At 32.0% G+C, this 21,941-nt stretch carries 17 protein-coding genes; 10 read left to right on the forward strand and 7 right to left on the reverse strand.

Annotated features, from left to right (window positions below):
- Window positions 1–150: 150 nt before the first annotated feature.
- The 5 genes from KM029_RS06895 to KM029_RS06915 all read left to right on the forward strand — a co-directional run bounded on the left by KM029_RS06895 (window position 151) and on the right by KM029_RS06915 (window position 6,574).
- Window positions 151–1,797 carry a sensor histidine kinase gene (locus tag KM029_RS06895; RefSeq protein WP_144072572.1) on the forward strand — a complete coding sequence of 549 codons (1,647 nt, stop codon included), beginning with the start codon at window positions 151–153 and terminating at the stop codon, window positions 1,795–1,797.
- Complete coding sequence (locus tag KM029_RS06900; protein ID WP_126611779.1) at window positions 1,784–2,491, forward strand: response regulator transcription factor; 708 nt, start codon at window positions 1,784–1,786, stop codon at window positions 2,489–2,491. Before KM029_RS06895 ends, KM029_RS06900 begins: the two co-directional genes overlap by 14 nt.
- A 270-nt stretch (window positions 2,492–2,761) precedes the next feature.
- Complete coding sequence (locus tag KM029_RS06905) at window positions 2,762–3,628, forward strand: bifunctional methionine sulfoxide reductase B/A protein (protein ID WP_205125420.1); 867 nt, start codon at window positions 2,762–2,764, stop codon at window positions 3,626–3,628.
- Between the two features lie 82 nt (window positions 3,629–3,710).
- Window positions 3,711–4,274, forward strand: a complete 564-nt coding sequence (locus tag KM029_RS06910; protein WP_144072574.1) for a glutamine amidotransferase-related protein — start codon at window positions 3,711–3,713, stop codon at window positions 4,272–4,274.
- Window positions 4,275–4,345: 71 nt separating this feature from the next.
- On the forward strand, window positions 4,346–6,574 hold the full coding sequence (locus tag KM029_RS06915; protein ID WP_144072575.1) for a SpoIIE family protein phosphatase: 2,229 nt from the start codon (window positions 4,346–4,348) through the stop codon (window positions 6,572–6,574).
- A 216-nt stretch (window positions 6,575–6,790) separates the two neighbouring features.
- Here KM029_RS06915 and trhA read toward each other — a convergent pair whose 3' ends face one another.
- From trhA to KM029_RS06935, 4 genes are all read right to left on the reverse strand, one after another.
- Window positions 6,791–7,411 carry a PAQR family membrane homeostasis protein TrhA gene (gene trhA, locus KM029_RS06920; RefSeq protein ID WP_144072576.1) on the reverse strand — a complete coding sequence of 207 codons (621 nt, stop codon included), beginning with the start codon at window positions 7,409–7,411 and terminating at the stop codon, window positions 6,791–6,793.
- Window positions 7,412–7,569: 158 nt separating this feature from the next.
- Entirely contained in the window at window positions 7,570–8,880 is a 1,311-nt protein-coding gene (gene nqrF / locus KM029_RS06925; protein WP_144072577.1) for an NADH:ubiquinone reductase (Na(+)-transporting) subunit F, read from the reverse strand.
- A 227-nt stretch (window positions 8,881–9,107) separates the two neighbouring features.
- Window positions 9,108–10,421, reverse strand: a complete 1,314-nt coding sequence (locus tag KM029_RS06930) for an ABC transporter permease (RefSeq protein ID WP_144072578.1) — start codon at window positions 10,419–10,421, stop codon at window positions 9,108–9,110.
- Window positions 10,414–11,388: an ABC transporter ATP-binding protein gene (locus tag KM029_RS06935; protein ID WP_144072579.1), complete on the reverse strand. Its 975-nt coding sequence runs from the start codon at window positions 11,386–11,388 to the stop codon at window positions 10,414–10,416. The genes KM029_RS06930 and KM029_RS06935 overlap by 8 nt, the downstream gene beginning before the upstream one ends.
- A 205-nt stretch (window positions 11,389–11,593) precedes the next feature.
- Between KM029_RS06935 and KM029_RS06940 the strand changes: the two genes are divergently transcribed.
- Together KM029_RS06940 and KM029_RS06945 are read left to right on the forward strand one after the other, a co-directional pair.
- On the forward strand, window positions 11,594–11,794 hold the full coding sequence (locus KM029_RS06940; protein WP_144072580.1) for a hypothetical protein: 201 nt from the start codon (window positions 11,594–11,596) through the stop codon (window positions 11,792–11,794).
- Window positions 11,795–11,925: 131 nt separating this feature from the next.
- Window positions 11,926–12,519 carry a YtfJ family protein gene (locus tag KM029_RS06945; protein ID WP_144072581.1) on the forward strand — a complete coding sequence of 198 codons (594 nt, stop codon included), beginning with the start codon at window positions 11,926–11,928 and terminating at the stop codon, window positions 12,517–12,519.
- Window positions 12,520–12,608: 89 nt separating this feature from the next.
- Here KM029_RS06945 and KM029_RS06950 read toward each other — a convergent pair whose 3' ends face one another.
- The 3 genes from KM029_RS06950 to KM029_RS06960 all read right to left on the reverse strand — a co-directional run bounded on the left by KM029_RS06950 (window position 12,609) and on the right by KM029_RS06960 (window position 15,735).
- A complete protein-coding gene (locus tag KM029_RS06950; protein WP_144072582.1) occupies window positions 12,609–13,718 on the reverse strand; it encodes an RluA family pseudouridine synthase in 1,110 nt (369 codons plus the stop codon).
- A 299-nt stretch (window positions 13,719–14,017) separates the two neighbouring features.
- Window positions 14,018–14,776 carry a tetratricopeptide repeat protein gene (locus KM029_RS06955; RefSeq protein WP_144072583.1) on the reverse strand — a complete coding sequence of 253 codons (759 nt, stop codon included), beginning with the start codon at window positions 14,774–14,776 and terminating at the stop codon, window positions 14,018–14,020.
- Between the two features lie 83 nt (window positions 14,777–14,859).
- The gene (locus tag KM029_RS06960; protein ID WP_158630984.1) at window positions 14,860–15,735 is read right to left on the reverse strand and encodes a prephenate dehydrogenase/arogenate dehydrogenase family protein; all 876 of its coding nucleotides are present in this window, start codon (window positions 15,733–15,735) and stop codon (window positions 14,860–14,862) included.
- Window positions 15,736–15,879: 144 nt separating this feature from the next.
- Here KM029_RS06960 and KM029_RS06965 point away from each other — a divergent pair, with 144 nt between their 5' ends.
- The 3 genes from KM029_RS06965 (at window position 15,880) to KM029_RS06975 (ending at window position 21,656) form a co-directional block, all read left to right on the forward strand.
- A complete protein-coding gene (locus KM029_RS06965) occupies window positions 15,880–17,178 on the forward strand; it encodes a hypothetical protein (protein ID WP_158630985.1) in 1,299 nt (432 codons plus the stop codon).
- A gap of 82 nt (window positions 17,179–17,260) precedes the next feature.
- Window positions 17,261–19,303, forward strand: coding sequence for a M13 family metallopeptidase (locus tag KM029_RS06970; RefSeq protein ID WP_158630986.1), 2,043 nt, complete (start codon window positions 17,261–17,263; stop codon window positions 19,301–19,303).
- Window positions 19,304–20,069: 766 nt separating this feature from the next.
- Window positions 20,070–21,656 (forward strand): leucine-rich repeat protein, encoded by a 1,587-nt coding sequence (locus tag KM029_RS06975; RefSeq protein WP_144072587.1) that lies wholly within the window; start codon window positions 20,070–20,072, stop codon window positions 21,654–21,656.
- Window positions 21,657–21,941 lie beyond the last annotated feature (285 nt).

Consider the following 21,941-nt stretch of genomic DNA (forward strand, 5'->3'; position numbering starts at 1 on the left):
GGCTATCTCCTACTATGAAAATATCGAAAAATAATTTTATTTAAAATCAACCTTTTTATAAAATAAAGGATCTTGTATCAAGGAGAATAAGTTGTAATTTAGAAGCCGAGTAGAGAAATCAACTATATCTATAGATATAAAGAATATAATATGACAAGAAGACGACTCATAACCATCATTACACTTATGTGTATTGCAATGTTTGGTTTAGCATCTCTCCAGTACTATTGGATTAAAGAAGCTATTACAGAACGTAAAGGACATTTTGAGCAAGAAATTGGGGAAACACTTACCAATGTTGTAAAAAGATTGGAACAACAAGAGGTACTTCAAGTAACTAAAAGATTTCTTGATGATATTTCTGTCACCAATAGTAATGTCGCTGTTCATTATGATTCGGCCAAACAACAGGCTTATTGGACTAGTAAACAAAACATTAATATAAGTCAGACAATAAGTTCTGATAAATTGGCAAAGCAAGGTATTGCCTATAAAGTGCAGGAAAAGGCTGAAATTAAAAAGTCTGGAACAGCAACTAAAACAGTATTATCTGATATCGAAGGATCAAAATATGGTATCAATGATTCTACAAATGCAGGGTCAACGTTAGTAAGTAACATTACGAACGATTCTACTGCTAGAAAGCGTTTGGACATTGCTATGGACCTTATCATGAAGAAAACAGATCTTGTTAACCAAGTGGTTTCTGAAATGATTATGGCAGAGAACACAATGCTACAAGATCGTGTCAACTTTGAAATGCTCGACTCATTGTTAGTACAAGAAATGGAAAGTAAAGGCATAAAAACAAATTATGAATTTGCTGTTGTTCAGAAAGAAGGCGATAGAGAGACGGTTATTATGAGTAGTAACGTCGAAAAAAATGCAGAAATAATTAAGAGTAATTATCATATTACACTATTTCCAAAAGATATTTTTGATAATTCTAACACATTATACCTGCAATTTCCACAAGAAAATAAGTTCTTAATCAGTAAAATGAGGTTTGTCTTATTTTCATCTTTAGGATTTATTTTGTTAACACTTCTTACTTTCGTCTTTGCTGCCCGAACAATTATTGAACAGAAACGTATTTCAGAAATAACGAATGACTTCATAAGTAATATGACGCATGAGTTAAAAACCCCAATATCTACTGTGGCATTAGCTACAGAGGCATTAATGGACCCAGATGTTCAGAAAATGCCAAGTATAACGGGTAGATATTTAGGTATTATAAAAGATGAAAATCAACGCCTTAGTCGTCAGGTAGAGAGAGTATTACAAATTGCTAGAATTGAAAGAGGAGATTTGAAACTTCGTAAAGTTGAAGTTGATATGCATAAAATAATGCAAACCGCTTTTGATAACACATTGATAAAGATTGAAGACCGTGGAGGTAAACTTTCTTTCAATTGGGCAGCTGGTGATACAATTGTTAAAGGAGATGAGTTACATTTGTCTAATATTATTTTTAACTTGTTAGATAATGCAAATAAGTATTCTCCGGATACACCAAAAATTGATCTTTCAGCAGTCTGTAAAAAAGATATGCTTGAAATTAGGATTAAGGATGAAGGACAAGGAATACCTAAAGAACATATTAGTAAGATTTTTGATAAATTTTACAGAGTGCCAACAGGAAATGTACACAATGTAAAAGGCTTTGGTTTAGGCTTAAGTTATGTCAAAAATATTGTAGAGGCTCACAACGGCACTATAAAGTGTAAAAGTGAACTCGAAAAAGGAAGTGAATTTATTATACAACTACCAATATCTCAAGATGGACAAAACTAGAATTTTACTTGCGGAAGACGATCCTAATTTAGGAATGTTACTTACAGAGTATTTAGAAGTTAAAAACTTTGATGTTACTCGCGCACAAGACGGAGAGGAAGCATTAAGGGCATATCAAGATGGAGATCATGACTTATGTATTTTTGATGTAATGATGCCTAAAATGGATGGGTATACATTAGCTGAAAGAATCCGTAAATCTGACGTTGATATTCCAATTTTCTTCTTGACTGCAAAGTCTATGAAAGAAGATACTTTAAGAGGTTTTGAAGTTGGAGCAGATGATTACATTACTAAGCCTTTCTCTATGGAAGAGCTTTTAGCACGTATTACATCTATTTTAAGAAGAACTAAGAGTAAAACAGATTCAAAAGAAAAACAAACGATTTTCGAAGTCGGTAAATTTACTTTTGATTTCAATGCTCAAATGCTACGTTACAATGATGATGGTTCAGAACAACGTTTAACGTCTAAAGAATCTGCATTATTACGTTTATTGGCTATTCATAAGAACGAAATTATGGATAGATCTTTAGCCTTAAAGAAAATTTGGTTAGATGATAACTACTTCAACTCAAGAAGTATGGACGTTTATATCACAAAGCTTAGAAAATTCTTAAAGCCTGATGATAATTTACGTATTGTAAATGTTCACGGTCAAGGATTTAAACTTGTTGAACTAGGTACAGAATAAGTTCTATCTCTAGTAATCAACTTTTAAAAAGCCATTTCTTAACTGAAATGGCTTTTTTTATTTGAGTCTTTTTTTAATTAAAATAGTGTTAAATACAGCCATATTTCAAACAAATGTGACCCGTTTCACATTTGGTGGATAGATACTTTCTTAAAATTGCAGTAGATTATAAGAAACACTACATAAACCTAGAAAGAAGAATACATTATGAAAAAGTTACTCATATTACTATTAGTCACAATTAGTTGTCAATTTATATACGCTCAAAATATGGAAAATCAACTTCCTTCTTGGAATAAACTTACAGACTTTGAAAAATATGTAATTGTAGATAAAGGAACAGAAAGACCTGGAACTGGAATATATAATGCACATTTTGAAGAGGGAACATATACTTGTAAACGTTGCAATAGCCCATTATATACATCTGCAGATAAGTTTGATGGACATTGTGGATGGCCTAGTTTTGATGACGAAATAGAAGGGGCTGTAAAAAGAAAAACTGACGCTGATGGTAGAAGAACAGAAATTCTTTGCGCTAACTGTGATGCTCACTTAGGTCATGTTTTTGAAGGAGAACACCTAACAGATAAAAATGTAAGACATTGCGTTAACTCAGTATCTTTAAATTTTGAACCTGTAACTGTTGCAGAAGAGAACGTTGCAATATTTGCTGGTGGGTGCTTTTGGGGAGTAGAATATTACTTTGCTGAATTACCAGGGGTATTGAAAACAGAAGTTGGCTATACTGGAGGAAAAAAGAACAACCCTTCTTACAGAGAGGTCTGTTACACAGATACAGGGCATGCAGAGGCATTACAAGTAACCTATGACCCATCAAAAGTTACTTATGAAGAGTTAGCAAAATTATTCTTCGAAATACACGATCCTACACAAGTAGATAGACAAGGTCCTGATGTTGGTACACAATACAGATCTGAAGTATTTTATACTAATAATAATCAAAAAGAAATTGCAGAGAAATTAATTGCTGAATTAGAAGAAAATGGATATAAAGTAGCAACAAAAGTTACAGAAGCTTCTACTTTTTGGGATGCGGAAGAGTATCACCAAATGTATTACTTCAAGAAAAACAAAACCCCATATTGTCATATCAAAACAGAGCGATTCAAATAAATTAGAATCCTATTTACAAAAACAAAGGTTGTAATAAATATTTTTATTGCAACCTTTTTTATATTCACTCAAAAAAAAGATTATGATGCATTTAGTTATTAATTGTGGCAGTAGTAAAACCGTTCACATTGGTGAGTTATTGACAAGTTTAGGATTGAAAAATAAAACTATTGAACTTGAACAACTAACCAAAAAAGATTACCAAGATGTAGATAAGATCATTATTAGTGGTGCTCCTATTTTACTTTCAAAAGTTGACAATGGTATATATATTCAAAAACTTAAATTTTTACTTCATTTAAATGTACCTGTATTGGGTATCTGTTTTGGGCATCAAATGCTAGGGGTTTTAGAAGGAGGAAAAGTAACTTTAACTACAGAAGCACGTGAGAAAGAAGTAATACAACAACTAAAACCTAACGATAAAATATTCACTAATATCCCACAGCACAGTGCGTTTGAAGAAGATCATTGCGAAAGCGTCTCATTAACAAGTGCATTTGAACTACTTGCTAATTCTCGTTCCTGTAACAATGAAGTAATGAAACATAAAACACGTTTATGGTATGGGGTACAATTCCATCCTGAAGTTACCGATGTTGTTGGAAAACGTTTAATTGAAAATTGGTTGAATCTTTGCTATTAACTGTGCTAGTAAATTATTTATACTAACACAATTACGTATTGCAAACATATTTATCCTTCTTAATCAAAATTATGCTCGTATTAAATGTATTGAGCATATCTACTTTCGTATACGCGGATCAGGTAGAAAGCTCTAGAATTGAGCAAGTATACAATATGCCCGATAACGAGGATAAAGTAAACATTCTTGCCTCAATGGCTATTATTGAGACAGAAAGAAACCCTTCTAAGCATACACCTCCATTTAAATTAGTAAATGACGCAATAAAGGTGGCCAAAAGGATAAATAATAAAGTAGCACTAACCAATGCCTTAAATACAAAGGCAATCATTTTTAGAAAATTCTCTACTTTCGATCAAGCCATCGATTACCATTTACAAGCCATTAGTCTTGCAGAAAAATCGTTAGATGAGACTGAAAAAGTAGACCTCTTAATGGATTTAGGCTGTACATATAGGGTAAGTTTAAATTATCAGAAAGCTAAAGAATGTTTTAATCAAGCAAAAACATTAGCTCATGATTTACAACTCTACGAAAGAGAAAGTATTTGTATGCTAAATAATGCCTATTTATATATTTCTATTAACGAACAAAAAGAAGCATTAGCCTATTTTAATGAGGCAATTCAACTTTCTGAAGATAAAAAAATTACGGACTCTTATATTTTAAGTACACTTGGTAAAGGGATTGCTTATACTATAGAAAAGCCCAACTTTAAAGTCTCAAAAAAATATTTTATCGCTACAATTACATCTTCTAAAAAGAAAAAGAGAACGTTTTACGAAGGTATTGCCAAAATATATTTAGGGAGAACATATCTCCGTTCAAATAATTTAAGTAGAGCTTATAAGTATTTTGTAGAAGCAGTTGCAATACTCTCTCCTTTAAAAGACTCTTACCATATTCTAGAAAGCTACAAGAGTTTAGATGATGTTCTAAATTTTAGAGATTTTTATGCTGAAGCATTATCATATAAGAACTCATTAAAATATTATAGAGGAGAATTGTCTCAAAGCCAGTATAATGCTGCTGTAAAAGAGGAATTAGAATTATTTGGCAACCCAGATAAAGAAGAACTTGACCATTTAAGGAATGCTCTTTCTGAACTTAAAATGCATTACTCTTTTCTTGACAGTATAAACACTCTTGATGAAGAAGAGGCCGCATTTTTACTTAAAAACTATCTTGATAATCAGAAAAAGAAATTAAATAACTTAGAAAGTGACCGTTCGTATTTAAGTCATTTATTAAAGGAGACGGAAAAATCTGCAAAACAAAAAATAGAATTATTAGAACAGAAAAACTTACTACAAAGAACTCTGATTTCTAAACAATATTGGATTGGTATTGCCTTAATATTAATTGTAGTATTTATAAGTTCTATGGGCATTATGCAGTTTAGAGTTGCCAAACAAAAGAAAAAAACTAACCTAACCCTACAAGCACAGAATTTAAAAATCTCTGAACAAAATATTGAGATTCAAACCACAGCAGATCAACTTCAAGAAACACTTGTAAAACTTCAATATCAAAATAAAAAGACAGAAGAAAGTATTCAGGCAGGTTGGAAGATTCAAAATGCAATGTTACCAACTACATCTGAGTTTGAAGATGTTTTTTCTGATTACTTTGTGTTTTACCAACCAAGAGATATTGTGTCTGGTGATTTTTATTGGGTAGGAAAAAAAGAAGACGGACACATTATTGTAGCCGCTTTAGACTGTACAGGACATGGTATACCAGGCGCTTTTATGTCTATGATGGGTAATGCGCTCATTCATCAGGTTGTGCAAGTAGAAGGCGAAATAGACCCTAGTATTATTTTACAAAAAATTGATAATTATATATCAAAAGCTTTACATCAAGGAAGAAATACAGATTCTAGAGAAGGAATGGATGTTTCTATTTGTGTAATAAACCCAAGTAAAACACACCTAGAATTTTCTGGAGCTAAGAACCCGTTACTAATCATTAGTCATCAAGAACCTACTTTTTATAAAGGAACAAATAGACATGTGGGCGGAAATAGATCGTCTAAGAAAACAGCTATCACCTTCGATAAAAGTAAAATTGAAATTAGACCAAGTGACCGCTTCTATATTTATTCAGATGGGTATCAAGATCAATTTGGTGGGCCAGAGAATAAAAAATTCATGAGAAAACAACTTATTGAAAAGCTATGCAAGACATCTACTCTATCTATGGCTGAACAAAAAGAGGTAATGAAAACTACGTTCCTAGAATGGAAAGGAGAACAAAAACAACTAGATGACTTATTATTAATTGGCTTTAAATGCTAATAAAATTATATTATTCAAATAATAGTTTTTCTTTAACGAAGTATTTAAGCTGATTATACAGGTAAATTACTCCTTTTTTTAGTTATTAGGCATTCATAATTTATACTTTGATACTCTGAGACTTACATCTCTTAGATAAAAATATTATATCGATTCACATCAGTAGGGCTGCTTCATTAATTGGAGTGGCCTTAGTTGTTTAATATTCTACCTCCCTTAAGTATAAAGGTAAATACTTAAAAACATAAGCACACTTCCTAAAAGAACAAACAAGTGCCAAATGGCGTGATTGTATTTTAACTTTTCCCAAACAAAAAAGACAACACCTAAAGAATAGGCAATACCACCTGCAATCAACAACCAAAACCCATTGGCCAATTCAGTATGCAATTCACTCATTTTAAAAACAGCTACCCATCCCATTGCTAAGTAAGCAACATTTGATAACCACTCGTACTTAATTTTGAAAAATAACTTATAAGTCATTCCCAAGAACGCAATTGACCAAACCACAATACCTAACCACATACCACCTTTATTTTCTAAAGCTAAAAAGGCAAAAGGTGTATAAGTACCCGCAATTAAAAAGAAAATACCACTATGATCTAATTTCTGCAACATACTTTTTATATGCTTATCTGCAATTAAATGATACATAGTAGATGATAAATATAAACTTATCATGCTTACACCAAAAATGATGTATACTATATATTCTAATGTAGAGTTAGCTTTAACTAAAAGTAAAATTAAGCCTATACTACTTAATACAACTCCTATTGCGTGGGTAATTGTATTCCAAACTTCTTCCCTATCTCTTACAGTTATTGTATACATATTCTTGGTAGAATTTAATTAAGTGAATAACCATTCAAATATAAAACAACTTAAGAGGAGTTTTGGTGACAGTAATTCCGTTAAAAATCAATAAAACATAAAAAAAGAGGTTATCCCAAAGAATAACCTCTCTTAATATCTATAATTAATGCATTTGATTAACCACCGAAGTCGTCAAATAATACATTTTCTTTCGGTACACCGAAATCATCAGTCATCTTAATTACTGCTGCGTTCATCATTGGAGGTCCACAGAAGTAGAATTCGATTTCTTCTGGTTCTTCGTGCTTACCTAAGTAATTGTCGATAAGTGCTTGGTGTACAAATCCAGTGAAACCATCACCTTCTCTGTCTTCCATGCTTGTTTTATTCGTCCAATTATCTTCTGGTAAAGGCTCAGAAAGAACTTTGTAGAAACGGAAGTTAGGGAATTCATCCTCAATTTTTTGGAAGTCTTCTTCGTAGAATAATTCACGACGAGAACGTCCACCATACCAGAACTGAACTTTACGGTCAGTTTTTAAAGTATGGAATAAGTGGAATAAATGCGAACGCATTGGAGCCATACCAGCACCACCACCTACATAAATCATTTCAGCACCAGTATCTTTGATGAAGAATTCACCATAAGGACCTGAAATTGTAACTTTATCACCTAATTTACGAGAGAACACGTAAGAAGAACAGATACCTGGATTTACATCCATCCAACCGTTTTTCGCTCTATCCCATGGTGGAGTTGCGATACGGATGTTCAACATCACGATGTTTCCTTCTGCAGGGTGGTTAGCCATTGAGTAAGCACGGAAGATTTCTTCCTCATTTACCATCTTAAGATCCCAAAGACCAAACTTATCCCAATCTGGTTGGAATTCGTCTGCCTTTTTACCCATACGAGGGTGAGCAGTAATGTCCATATCCTTGAAGTTCACTGTTACTTCAGGAACGTCAATTTGAATATATCCACCAGCTTCAAAATCAAGTATCTCACCTTCTGGAAGTTGAACTACGAATTCTTTAATGAAAGTTGCTACGTTATAGTTAGATATAACTTCACATTCCCATTTTTTGATTCCGAAGATTTCTTCTGGTATTTCTACTTCCATGTCTTGTTTTACTTTAACCTGACATGCAAGGCGGACGTTTTCGTGTTGTTCGGCACGGCTAAGGTGACCTACTTCGGTAGGGAGAACATCTCCACCACCATCTGTAACGCGACATTTACACATCGCACAAGTACCACCACCACCACAAGCAGACGGCAAAAATATTTTTTGCGCTGAAAGTGTAGATAAAAGTGTAGAACCCGCTGCCACAACAACTGGGTTTGACTCATCACCGTTTAAAACGATTTTTACGTCACCACTTTGCACTAACTTCATCTGTGCGAATAGGAGTACTAAAACCAAGAACAGCATTAAGACCGTAAAGGCCACAATCGCTGCTGGTACTACTACTGATAATTCCATAATAAAATTTGGAAAGATAAGTTTAAAATTTTTCCTTTAAAATCAACTGCAAATATAAAAGGCATCTTCCCTTTTCAAAAGGAAAATGCCTTTAAATAATTTAAAATTTATGTATTAAATCAAGTATTATCATTTTTATAATGCTTCTAAATATAAAACGGCTGTTCGTTTACGTTTATAAACATACAAATCAGCTTTTTTGTTTCATTCAAGCATTAAAACAACTCTTAATCTTTTCTAAACATCCATTTAAAAATTTCTCCATATGTTGGTTTTTTACCGTAAGTAAGTAAGCCAATTCTATATATTCTACCTGCTACCCAAAGTGCTGTTAAGAAACCAACAAACAACAAGACCATAGATAAAATAACCTCGTACCCAAAACCAATAAATGGCAAGCGGATCATCATTACAACTGGAGATGTAAGTGGAATTATTGACAACCAAAAAGCCAAACTTCCTTGTGGGTCTGATACGATTCCTCCGGATAAAGCTATAGCCAAAATTAATGGCATTGTTACAGGCAACATAAATTGTTGCGAATCTGTTTCGTTATCTACACTTGCACCAATTGCTGCAAATAATGAGGAGTACATTAAATAAGCAAATATAAAATAGTAGATAAATGCTAAGATTGTGCCTATAAAATCAAAATTATGCATCATATAATACACCTTTGACAACCCATCTACTTCTAGTTGAGGTTGACCTACAGGCTGCATTTGAGCAACTTTTGCTTCTTGTATTTGTTCGTATGGTATTTCAACAAAGTTGGCTAAAACAGTTACAGAGATTGCTCCAAGTATTATCCATAATAATAACTGTGTTAAACCTACAGCACCTACACCAATTATTTTCCCTAGCATTAACTGAAATGGCTTTACCGAAGAAACAATTACCTCTACTACCCTACTCGTTTTTTCTTCTAATACGCCTTTCATTACCATAGTAGAATACATAAACACAAAGAAGTAAATTATTAAACCTCCTACAATACCCACTACACTAGATATCGCCACATTACTGTCAGATTCTTCTCCCGTTTCGGTTAAACTAATGGTTCTAATCGGAATTCTTTCTTCTAATTTATTCAGCTGAGCCTGTGTTACTCCTAATTGTGGTAAACGTAAATCTCTTACTCTGGAAAGTAAGTTTCTTTGTAAATCAGAAACAGCCTTTGCCCCAAGCCCTTTCGATTCAAATAAAAGTACACCATCGGTATTTTTTTCTGTAAAAGATGCAGGAATATATAATATCCCATCAATGTACCCATTATTTAGGCTCTCTTTCCCTGCCTCTAATCCTCCTTCTATTTTAACAAAAGAGAATGCAGAATTTTCTTGATCAAATGCATCTTCAAATAAATTTGATTCATCTAAAACAGCAATTTCCTTATGTTCGCCTTCAGAGATACTTGCCCAAATAATTATTCCGTAAAAGCCAATAATTAATAAAGGTCCTAGAATAGACATTACTATAAAGGATTTTTTCCTTACTCTAGTAATATATTCTCTTTTTATAATTAGTAATATCTTATTCATTTACTTTTTCTTCTACTGTCTTCACATTTCCATTCTGAACCGCCTCAATAAAAATATCATGCATATTAGGTATATTCTCTTGCATACCTATTACTGTAGATTTTTCAGTTGCCTCTTTTAATAAATCATTTGGGCTAGCAGAATGCAATCGTATTGTTTGTTTATAACCGTACATAACTTTTTCTGAAGCTGTAACAAGTTCATGAGGTGTTTGGGTTATTGTAACTGGAGTGGTAGTAGTTAAATCAAACTGATTATTTCTATACGCACTTTTTATATCGTACTGTGTTCCTTCTAGTACTTTTTGAGATTGATTTATTAAAGCAATTCTATCACATAATTGCTCTACAGATTCCATTCTGTGAGTAGATAGAATAATAGTAGCTCCTAAATCTCTCAACCTAAAAATTTCATCTCTAATTAATTGAGCATTCACAGGGTCAAAACCAGAAAAAGGCTCATCTAAAATTAATAATTTTGGCTCGTGTATTACTGTAGAAATAAACTGTACTTTCTGTTGCATTCCTTTAGAAAGGTCTTCAACATTACTTTTGTACCAAGGTTTTAGTTCTAATCTATCTAACCAAAATTTAGTACGCTCCTTTGCTTCTTTAGAAGATAAACCTTTTAATTGAGCTAAATATAAAATTTGCTCTGCTACTCCCATCTTCTTATACAAACCTCGTTCCTCTGGTAAATACCCCATTGCATATACATCTTCTGGAGATAGAGGTTTACCATTAAAGAAAATCTCTCCTTCTTCTGGAGTAATAATCTGTGTAATTGAACGTATAAGTGATGTTTTACCTGCTCCGTTTGGTCCTAATAAACCATATATGCATTGTTCTGGAACCGATAGAGAGACATTGTTAAGGGCCGTATGATTTGCGTATCGTTTAGTTATTCCTTTTACCTCGAGTATATTCAATTTTTCCGTTTCTTTTATTTTATCAAGAAAATATTGCATCTAATATAAAACATTATGCGTCAACGGACACATTTTTATGCAAAGAACATTAATTACATACACCAATTAGTTCAATTACAATAGATTACGTAAATTGTATTAATCAATTATCACAATAAGTTCTTGATCAACCTAAGTCAAGAATTACTATCTAGAAACTCTAAATTGATAGAGTTTAAATAACAATAACCTAATTTTTACTATTATGACCAGATCTTTAAAAGCACGCTACGGTTTTCAACGTACAGAATCAAAGCCAAAAGTGAACAGTGAGCTTGAGGGCTTTGATATTAAAATCAATAGCTCTGGAGAAATTGAAAGTTCCTATACCGTAGATCAGTTGAATGAGTTCTTAAATAGAAATGTATATGACAAGAAGTTAAAAAATGAAGGGGAGATTGAATAACCTTCATGTACTATATTTTAAGAGCCTTCATTTTAAGATGAAGGCTTTTTTATTTTTAAATAATTTTAAATAAATCTAACTATATAATAAGTAGCGTCGTTACTTAAATACACTATAAAAAATTTAACTTTATGAAGATCACTATCAATTTTTCTCTAAGCATTTTATTTTCATTGTTTATTTCATCAGCTGTTATAGCTCAAGAAAAACACACTTTACAAAGAGGTGATAAAATTGAGAAAGTTGATATTAGAGACCTTCACAATAAACCAGCTGTAACTCCAGGCATTGGAGAAAAAGTAACATTAATATTTTATCCTGATCCGGACAGCCCTTCTCAAAACGATGTTTTTGTTGATGAAATTAAAAGATGGAAATTTCCTGAAGAAGAATACATGGCTTATGGTATTGTCAACTTAGCAGACTCTCCCTATCCAAATTCTGTAATTCGTTTTATGACAAGAATGGTGCGTAAGCGTTCTAAGCAAGAAGCAGACGCTTTGATTTTAACAGATCCAAAAAGTTTAGTGCAAGAAGCATGGAATACAGGAGATTGTAACAATAGTTTTGCAATACTTTTAGTTGATGCAGATGGAAAAGTACTGTTTTGGAAAGCAGGAGCTTTAGAAGCCGATGAAATTACTTTTATAATTGACGAAATAAAAAGTAATGTATCGGAATCTCACAAATATACAGAGCAAGAAATGCAAGCATTTGATTTGTAAGCATTCAAAATGATATAAAAAAAACAGCCACCCATTTAACCAATGAGTGGCTGTTTTTGTATTTAATAACAATAGATTTTACGCTATTGTTATCCAAAACGCAAGAAATCTTCCCAACGTCTTAAAAGCTCTTTCATATCCTGTGGGATTTCAGAATTAAACTGCATCCATTTTTTTGTAACTGGGTGTTCAAAACCCAATGATCTAGCATGAAGTGCTTGTCTATGGCAGATTTTGAAATTATTTTCTACAAATGTTTTATACTTTCCAGTACTAACACCTTTTAGAATCTTATCACCACCGTACATAGCATCGGAGAATAACGGGTGACCAAGGTGTTTCATGTGAACACGAATTTGGTGCGTTCTTCCAGTTTCTAGTTTACACTCTACTAAAGATACATACCTTAAATTCTTTAGTACTTTATAGTGTGTAATTGCATGTTTACCTCGGGTAGCACCATCTTCTAAAACTGTATAAACTCTTCTGTCACTATCAGAACGTCCAATCATAGAGCGTACAGTACCTTCTTCTTCCTCATCAAAAACACCCCAAACAATGGCATTATAAGTTCTTTCTATCGTGTGATCATAAAATTGCTTAGAAAGATGCGTTAATGCATGTTCTGTTTTAGCAATCACCAATAAACCAGAAGTATCTTTGTCAATTCTATGAACTAACCCTGGCTTATCACTACCATTAAAAGAAGTAGGTAAATCTTGAAAATGATACACAAGTGCATTTACCAAAGTACCTGATGTATTATTAAAACCTGGATGTACTACCATGCCTGGTTTTTTATTGATAATCATTAGGTCATCATCTTCAAAAACAATATCCAATGGTATGTTTTGTGCTTCTAGTTCGGTAGATCTTGGTTTAGGCATAAATACCATTACCACATCTCCTGCTGCCACTTTGTAATTTGGTTTACTAGGTAGGCCGTTTACAAGAAAGTGACCTTGTTTTAGTCCTTCTTGTATTCTATTTCTTGATAAATTTGGTATTCTATCTACCAAAAATTTATCTATACGTAATGCTGTCTGTTTAGGATCAACTTCTATTCTTAATTCATCAAATTCTGCTTCAGATCTAAGATCTTCTTCTGATAAATTAAAATCTTCTGGCCTGTAGTAGCCAAAATTATTATCATCTTTTTCGTTATCAAGTTGATTTTGTAAGGATTCTTCCCCAGACATTATATTAGTATTTTGAATATTAACTTTATTCTTGTTCAAATTGCTCGTTCCGCTCATCTTTTTTGATCATCAAGTGTGGTTTAATAGTGCTTTAAAAGGGATTTCGGTAATTACCGTTAGCTATCAATACTAGTTTCTTTTCTTATAATTAGCGTTTAATACATTCTCATAACATACAACGCTATCTAATATAGAATAAACCTATCAACTAATAAAAACACACCTGAACTTTTACTAAAAAGTAGCATTAATTCTTATTTCAATTCAATGAATTATCAAATTAATATGATTTAATGTACTTAATCTTCCTGTTTTGGAAGCTTAAAACCATTTTTTATAAAAGCTATGAACTCAGAAAACATTGATTTATCTGTAAAAACACTTTTTACAATACTCCAATATCCACCTTTAACATTATGTTGCTCTGCCTTTGCTTGTGCTAAAGCGGCTTTTTCCTGAATTATTTGACGTTGCTTTTCTTCCTGAGCAGCTTTTTCTTTTTTCCAATCGTCTAATAATTCAGTTACTTCTTGTTTATCGGTATTAATACCTTCGTAACCAACAAGTTCATTAGATTTTTTATAATGCTCTTGTGCTTTATCCCACGCCCCTCTTTGCTCTTGTATAATACCTAAGTTATTATGTGCAATAGCATCATCAGGATCGAGTTCAATTGCCTTTCTATAATCTTCAATTGCACCATCAACATCTTTCATGTTTGCTTTAATAAAAGCTCTACTAGAATACCTAAAAGGATTTTCAGGTTCTAATTTCTGTGCTTTATCAAAGTCTAACAAGGCACGTTTAGAATTGCCTTGCATGTGCAACACAACACCACGGTGCGAAAAGAAGTCGGCATTTAATGGGTTAAGGTCTATTGCTTTATTAATATCCCCAATTGCACCATCAAAAGCCTTCATTTTGTAACGTGCTACAGATCTATGATAAAAAGCACCTACATTTTTATTATTATTTGCAATAACTGCATTAAAGTAAGCAACGGCTTCGGTATACTCACCCGATTTTATTAATTCTAATCCTTGACTGTACTCTTCCATGATAATTATTTCTGTGTAATAACACACACATCGAGTTAAACCCTTTATTCTATTGTTCTAACTATTTGACAAATAGAGTTGTTCTACAAATCTCCAAGTTTCTGACTCAATTTTTGCATTAAGTGAGAAGAAACTTCTATATCTTGTCTGTTTTGATCAAAGAACCCTTGCATTTCTGTGATGTAATCCATGAATAAATCTCTATCTCTTGTTTGAATGATATCAAATAATTTATTCATTTCGTCTCTAAAAATGCGAACAACTTCATATACATATTCATTGCGCATTTGAATATCTGCATACAACATAGGGTTCTGCATTACATATCTAGTATAGAAAACGATAAAGATACGATATGGAGGTGATGCAACACTCTTAATATCTTCAAAATCTTCGTTATAACGAGCCATTGTCTTTGCAGAAACAAAAACATTAAAGTGATTTAGCCCTTGAACGAGTCCCATCAGCTTATCGTGCTTTATGTATTCAACATCTTTAACAACTCCTTTATCCTGAATAAAAAGGTTTTTCAAGGCTTTTTCTAAATCATCGGCTCCATCATTGTAATTAAACAAGACTACGTTTCCGTCAAAGCTTTTGATCTGTGGACTAAACATTGGGTGAATAGAACAATATTTTGGCAATACCTCAGAATAAATTTGTCGTAAAGATTGATATTTTTCTACAACAAATTTTTTCACTGAACAGACCTCTATCAGATACTTATCATCTAATGCCGGGAACACTTCTTCCATCACATTAGACATGGCTGAAATAGGCACTGCAAGTACCACAATATCAGCCCAATCAGCTAACTGAATATTTGATTCAAATTCACTTTTTTCATCATTAGAAGAGAAGCGTGTTTCTATACCTTGAGCGCGAAAATATTTCACTACCCAACTACCTAAACCTTGGCTTCCTCCAATAACTCCTATTTTTTGCTTGATCAGTTCCACAATTATCTCACTCAGATTTTATATATTCGTTAAATTACTCCGTATTTGAAGTATCAAACGCATTACTTTTTGCAATCAAGGTGCAAAAGTACGTATTTCATTTATTATTTGGGAGTAGAAGTAACGTGAAGTGGCATAATGGCGATGACTTTTGATTATTTTATGCCTGTAGACTGTACAGGAAACACATTAGATGAGTACTTATCAGAGGCTTGGTTTAGAGATGGACCAATGATGTCTAGGTATGAGATGATTTATTTTAGAGATCATGTCTATTCTATTGTGCCCATTCGTGTTGAATTGAAAAACTTCAAATTCTCTAAAAATCAAAGGAAACTAATTCGAAAGAATAAAGATTTTACTGTTAAAATACAGCCTTTAGATATTACTCCAGAAAAAGAGAAGATGTATGCAGAACACAAAGGCAGGTTTCAGTCTCCTAATTCTCCTACATCATTAAAAAATTATTTTCTTGAAGAAGGAAATGAAGATTCTCCTTTCGAAACATGGGAATTACAAATTCTTGATGGCGAACACTTAGCTGCAATTTCTTTTATAGACATTGGAGAAGAAGCTATTTGTAGTATTCTTGCTCTTTTTGACCCAGAATATAGCAAGCAAAGTTTAGGTATTACAAGTATGCTTTTTGAAATAGAGTATGCCCAAATGTCTAATAAAAAGTTTTATTACCCTGGCTATGTTCTTGATGAGGACTCTGTATTTGATTACAAAAAAAGATTAGATAGTCTTTTCTATTATTCTTGGGATGATTTTAAATGGCACAAATGGGATAAGTTCGACATGAACAAATCTCATAATACCATTCTTCGTTCCAAGCTAAATGATATTGTTATTGCTAGTAATAAACTAAGTGATAACAAATTAGAACTTATTCAAAACGAGGCTTTCTTCTATAATATATGGCACAATACTTTTGATGTTTCTAGTGTTATCCCTTCTCCTTTATATTTAGAGTGGGAATCTCCTTGGTTTCATCAAATTACCGTAAATTATGAATTTGACCATCAAGAAGAAAAGTATCATTATTTACTAAAACATCATCAACAGGAACTTGGAGAGTCTGAACAGGCTGACGTAATTACCGAGAATTTACAAAAATGGATGATGAAGATTAGGAACTCTGCCATTATCCAACAACAAAATTTATATTTACTAGAAGAACTTTTATTTGAACAAGGGATACAAACCGATTTTACTAAAATGTTTTCTAATGGTAATAAATTAGATGGCTTTATAGAATTGGCCGTAGAAGGAAAACACCTTACTATGTACATTTCTTACTACGTGAATCAAAAGGTATTTACTATGCAAGCATCTAATGATTTAAGAGATATAACCGTTGATTCTTTTGGTACTGCAAGAGACTGTGCTAGGGCTATTGGTGAGTGGTTCTACCGTAAAACACTTAGTCTAGTTTTGTAAGGCAGGTTAATTGATGTAATTTTATAGTATTGATCTAAAAGAAATGGAATACCATTATTCCTTTGTCCTGAAATACTGTACTATGAAAAAGAAGATACACTGTCTATTATTTTTAGCTTTTACTTTATTGGTAAGTTGTGATAAACAACAAGAACAAAATGTATCTTCTGAAGATCCTATTAAGCTTTATGACTTAGATAGTACGGTTGCTCCTCAAGACAATTTTTATCTTTATGCAAATGGTGGGTGGCTAAAAAATGCTGATATCCCTAAAGACAGAGGTAGTTGGGGAAATTATACCTCTTTAAGGTTAAGAAATAATTTATTACTCAAAAACCTTCTTGAAACAGGTTATAATTCTAGTACATACACAAAGGGATCTAACCAAGAAAAAGCCATAAAGTTCTTTCATGTGGGGATGGACTCTGCACAAATTGAACAAAAAGGTAAAGACTATTTACTTGCTCTTTTAGAAAAAATTGAAGGTATAGAAACGTATTTTGACCTACAACATGTAATTACTCTTTTGCATCAACACCAAATAAACCCATTCTTTAAGCCTACCGTTTTTCAAGATTTACACTCCAATAAACGTCTTGTTTTATATTTAGAACTTTCTGGCATCAGTATTCATAATACAGATTTTTATGCGCTACAAGATTCAAACTCTATTCACTTAAGAGTAGATTATGTAAAGCACATCAGTAATATGTTTAAATTAATTGGATATACTGATAAAACAGCTTTGAATACTGCTAAAACGGCTTATATGGTAGAAGAAAACATTGCCGAACAATATAATTTATCCGTAAAAAACCATAACCATAAACAGTACTACAACCCTAAATCGACAAAAGAACTTACAGATATTTGTCAGACTATTATCTGGAAAGAATACCTTAAAGATATTGGCTCTGAAACTGATACTGTTGTTGTTACTAATACTACTTATTTTTCTAGTATTGATGCTATCATTTTAAAAAATGGATTACCTAAAATAAAGAATTATCTAAAATGGAGACTAATTCATTTTTCGGCTCCTTACTTACCTTATGCTTTTGTAGAAGAAGATTTTAGGTATTTCGGGAAAAAGAGAGATGGTTTACTAAAACAACCTCCAAGATGGAAATCTGTTTTAGCAGCAACAAATAAAAGTGTGGGTTTTGCTGTTGGAGAAATGTATATCGAAAAACATTTTAACCCAGACTCTAAGGTAATTATTGGTGAAATGATCCAGAATATTAAACAGTATGCTTATAACTATTTTGATAAAGTTGAATGGATGGACCCTTTGACCAGAAAAATGGCAAAGAAGAAAGTAAAAGCATTAACTGTAAAGGTAGGCTATCCAGATAAATTCCCTTCTTATAAAGCATTAGAACTCTCTAACAATTATTTAAAAAATGTATTGAAAGGAAATGCTTGGAATTTTAAATCAAAAATTAACCAATCGAATACTGATAGAAGTACTAAAAAATGGATTATTACCCCACAAACTGTAAATGCTTATTACCATACGCTATACAATGAATTTGTAATTACTGCAGGTATTTTACAACCTCCATTCTTTTATATTGATGCAGATATAGCCATTAATTATGGTGCTATAGGCACAGTAATAGCACACGAAATTACACATGGCTTTGATAATATTGGAAGAGAATACAATGCTGAAGGAAAGGTCCAAAATTGGTGGAGTGCTAAAGATTATTATGCTTTTAAAGACAGAACTAAAAGGCTTGTAGACCAATTTAATAAATACGAGCCAATTCCTGGTGTACATGTAAATGGAAACCTTACATTAAATGAAAATATTGCTGATTTGAGTGGCTTATCTCTTGCTTACAATACATTTGAGCAACAATATTCTTATGAGGTAGCCCCTCCTAATAAAATTAATGGTTTTACTGCAGAACAAAGGTTCTTCTTGTCTTGGGCAACATTATGGCGTTCAAAAACAAGAGCTGAGGTTATGAGAACTAAACTATTAACTGAAACCCACTCTCCAGGAGAATTTAGGGTAAATGGTCCGCTTTCTAACTTCACTCCTTTTTATAATGCTTTTAATGTAAAAAAAGGAAATAAAATGTGGCGTTCTGAAAATGATAGAGTGGTAATTTGGTAATTGCTACATCCTCCTATAAGTTTTAAACTATAAATTTACACCACTCCTCGCTTCTAAAAAGAGATATTGAAATAATTAATCTAAAAAAAGTAATTAATAGTATTGATTTTCAAACTTTCTTCAATACTTTTGAAAAAGCAAATAATTAAAAACTAGACTATTCCAAAAACAGACTAATTAGTATCATGTTACCACAATTAATATTTTTTTTAGAAAATGAAATTTCAAATTCCGTTTTAGCTAAAAGAAATTCCCCGTATAAAGTTGTATCAAAAATAAAAAAAACATTTAAAAATGTAAACGTATAGCAAACGATTTCAAAAGATTTAGCAGCTCTTTTAAAACCATTAAAAATTACTATTTCATAAAACTAAAAACTGATATTCTGACTAGGTTAATCTTATCAATTAATCTTTTTGTAAGCTATAGTAACTAAAACTGAAACTTCTAAGTTTTCATATTTTATCTGTGTGTATCATTATTAGTACACTTTATTTAGTACTAAAAATAATCCAAGATAAATTAGGCAACCTAATTGGAAGAATAGCTAAACTATATCAAATTATAAAAACGGAAATCTCTATAATCTATTCTAATAAACGGATTATATCAATTTATGTAACTATTTCATCTCTTTTGGTTTGGTTAAAACTAGTGGTTAACAAATTGTATTACCACAATCCTTTTACTGTATAAACCAACCCAAACAGAAGTTATAAGTAGCAAAAACAAACAATAAAAATTAATTAAAATTTCAACATTCATTATGAAAACAAGCTTAACTATGTCTTGGCTTTTATGGCTAAGTCTACTAATTCCTACGCTCTCGTATGGCCAGTATACTTTAACTGATGACGATGTAGTGGTAGATGAAAATGGTTATATTCAATCTACAACATATACTGCTGGTGGAGATATTATTATCCCTGAGGTGTTAGACGGGCAGACTGTTTTGGGAATTGCGGATAAAAATTATACAAATGGAGTGTTTCTGAATAAAGGAATAACATCAGTAATTTTTCCTGAAAGTTTAACTTTTATTGGAGCTTATGCTTTTATGAATAATAAAATCTCAGGAGAGTTGAAACTACCAGATGGTTTAACTTCTATTGGTATATCTGCTTTTGAAAATAATAAAATCTCAGGAGAATTGATTTTCCAAAAAAAAATAATAACTATTGGTGATTATGCTTTTTATAATAATAACATTTCAGGAGAATTAATCTTTCCGGAAGGTATAGAGTATATTGGGACTAGATCGTTTAGATATAATTCAAATATTTCTACAATTAAATTCCCTATGAGTTTATCTATTTTTGTGATAGGAACATTCCGAGAATTAACTGCCGAAGGTTATGAACCTTTTGACGGTTGGTACATAGATGTTACTTACGAAACACCAGTAGAAATTACTTTAGAAAATGTCGAAGGAAAAACAATATATGGGAAATGGACACCATCCGATTACACGTTAACTTATGAAGGGGGATTTGCAGCACATAATAATCCTTCAGAATATACAATAGAAACCCCTACTATAGAGTTGTCAAATGAAGGTGACAGAGATGGTTATAAAGTAGAATGGTTTACATCTATCAATTATGATACTTTAGTTTCAGAAATTACAACCGGATCATTTGGAGATACAACATTGTATGGTAAGGAAACAATTATAGACTATACCATCAATTACCCAAACGAAGGAATACATACTAATCCTTTTACTTTTACTATAGAAAGTGAAACAATCACATTTAAAAATCCAACAGATAGTTTGGGCTATACTTTTGCCGGTTGGTTTACTGATGTAGAATTAACGCAACCTATTACTTCTCTACCAAAAGGTAGTACGGGTAATCTTTCTGTTTATGCAAAATGGACACTCCAAGAATTTACAATTTCATACAACGGAGTGGATGATAGCTATACAGGGGTTACATCATTTACTATTAATGATGAAAACATCACATTGGTAGGTGTAGATAAAGAAAACTATACATTTGAAGGTTGGTTTACAACATCCGATTTCCAAGAAAACAGTAAAATTGAAGTAATAGAAACAGCATTACCTCAAGACTATACCCTTTATGCTAAGCTAGTTGAAGCTGAAATTACATCTGTTGAAGGTGGATTACCCCAAGAAATTATAGTTTATCCTAACCCCGCAAAAGCAAGCTTCCAAATAAATAAAATAGTGGATAGCATACATCTAATTAACAGTGCTGGTATGGAAATTAAAGACTATAGTAAAGCAACAAGTTTTGATGTTTCTACATTACCAAATGGTATTTATTACATCAAAGGTGAAGCTGAAGGAAAGTCTTTTAATCAGAAAATAGTTGTAAAACACTAATCTTTTTTGAATGAACAGTGATGTCTTTTAGTGTATTTCTTCTATTCCTTTTACATAGAAATAAGGAACCGACAAATAGAAAAATAAACTATTAAGAATAAAACTCAATTCATTAAGATATTCTCATTAGCCCATGACTTAAGTCGTGGGCTTATTAAAACCAATGTAGAAGAGATAGTTCTTATTTTTCTTATCCAGTGGTCAATATTGATTACTAAATTTATTGATAAATAATCTCATCTTTTATCACTTTACAAACATATTAATGCTTGTATTGTTTTAATT

The sequence above is a fragment of the Flammeovirga kamogawensis genome (assembly GCF_018736065.1).
GTDB lineage: Bacteria > Bacteroidota > Bacteroidia > Cytophagales > Flammeovirgaceae > Flammeovirga > Flammeovirga kamogawensis.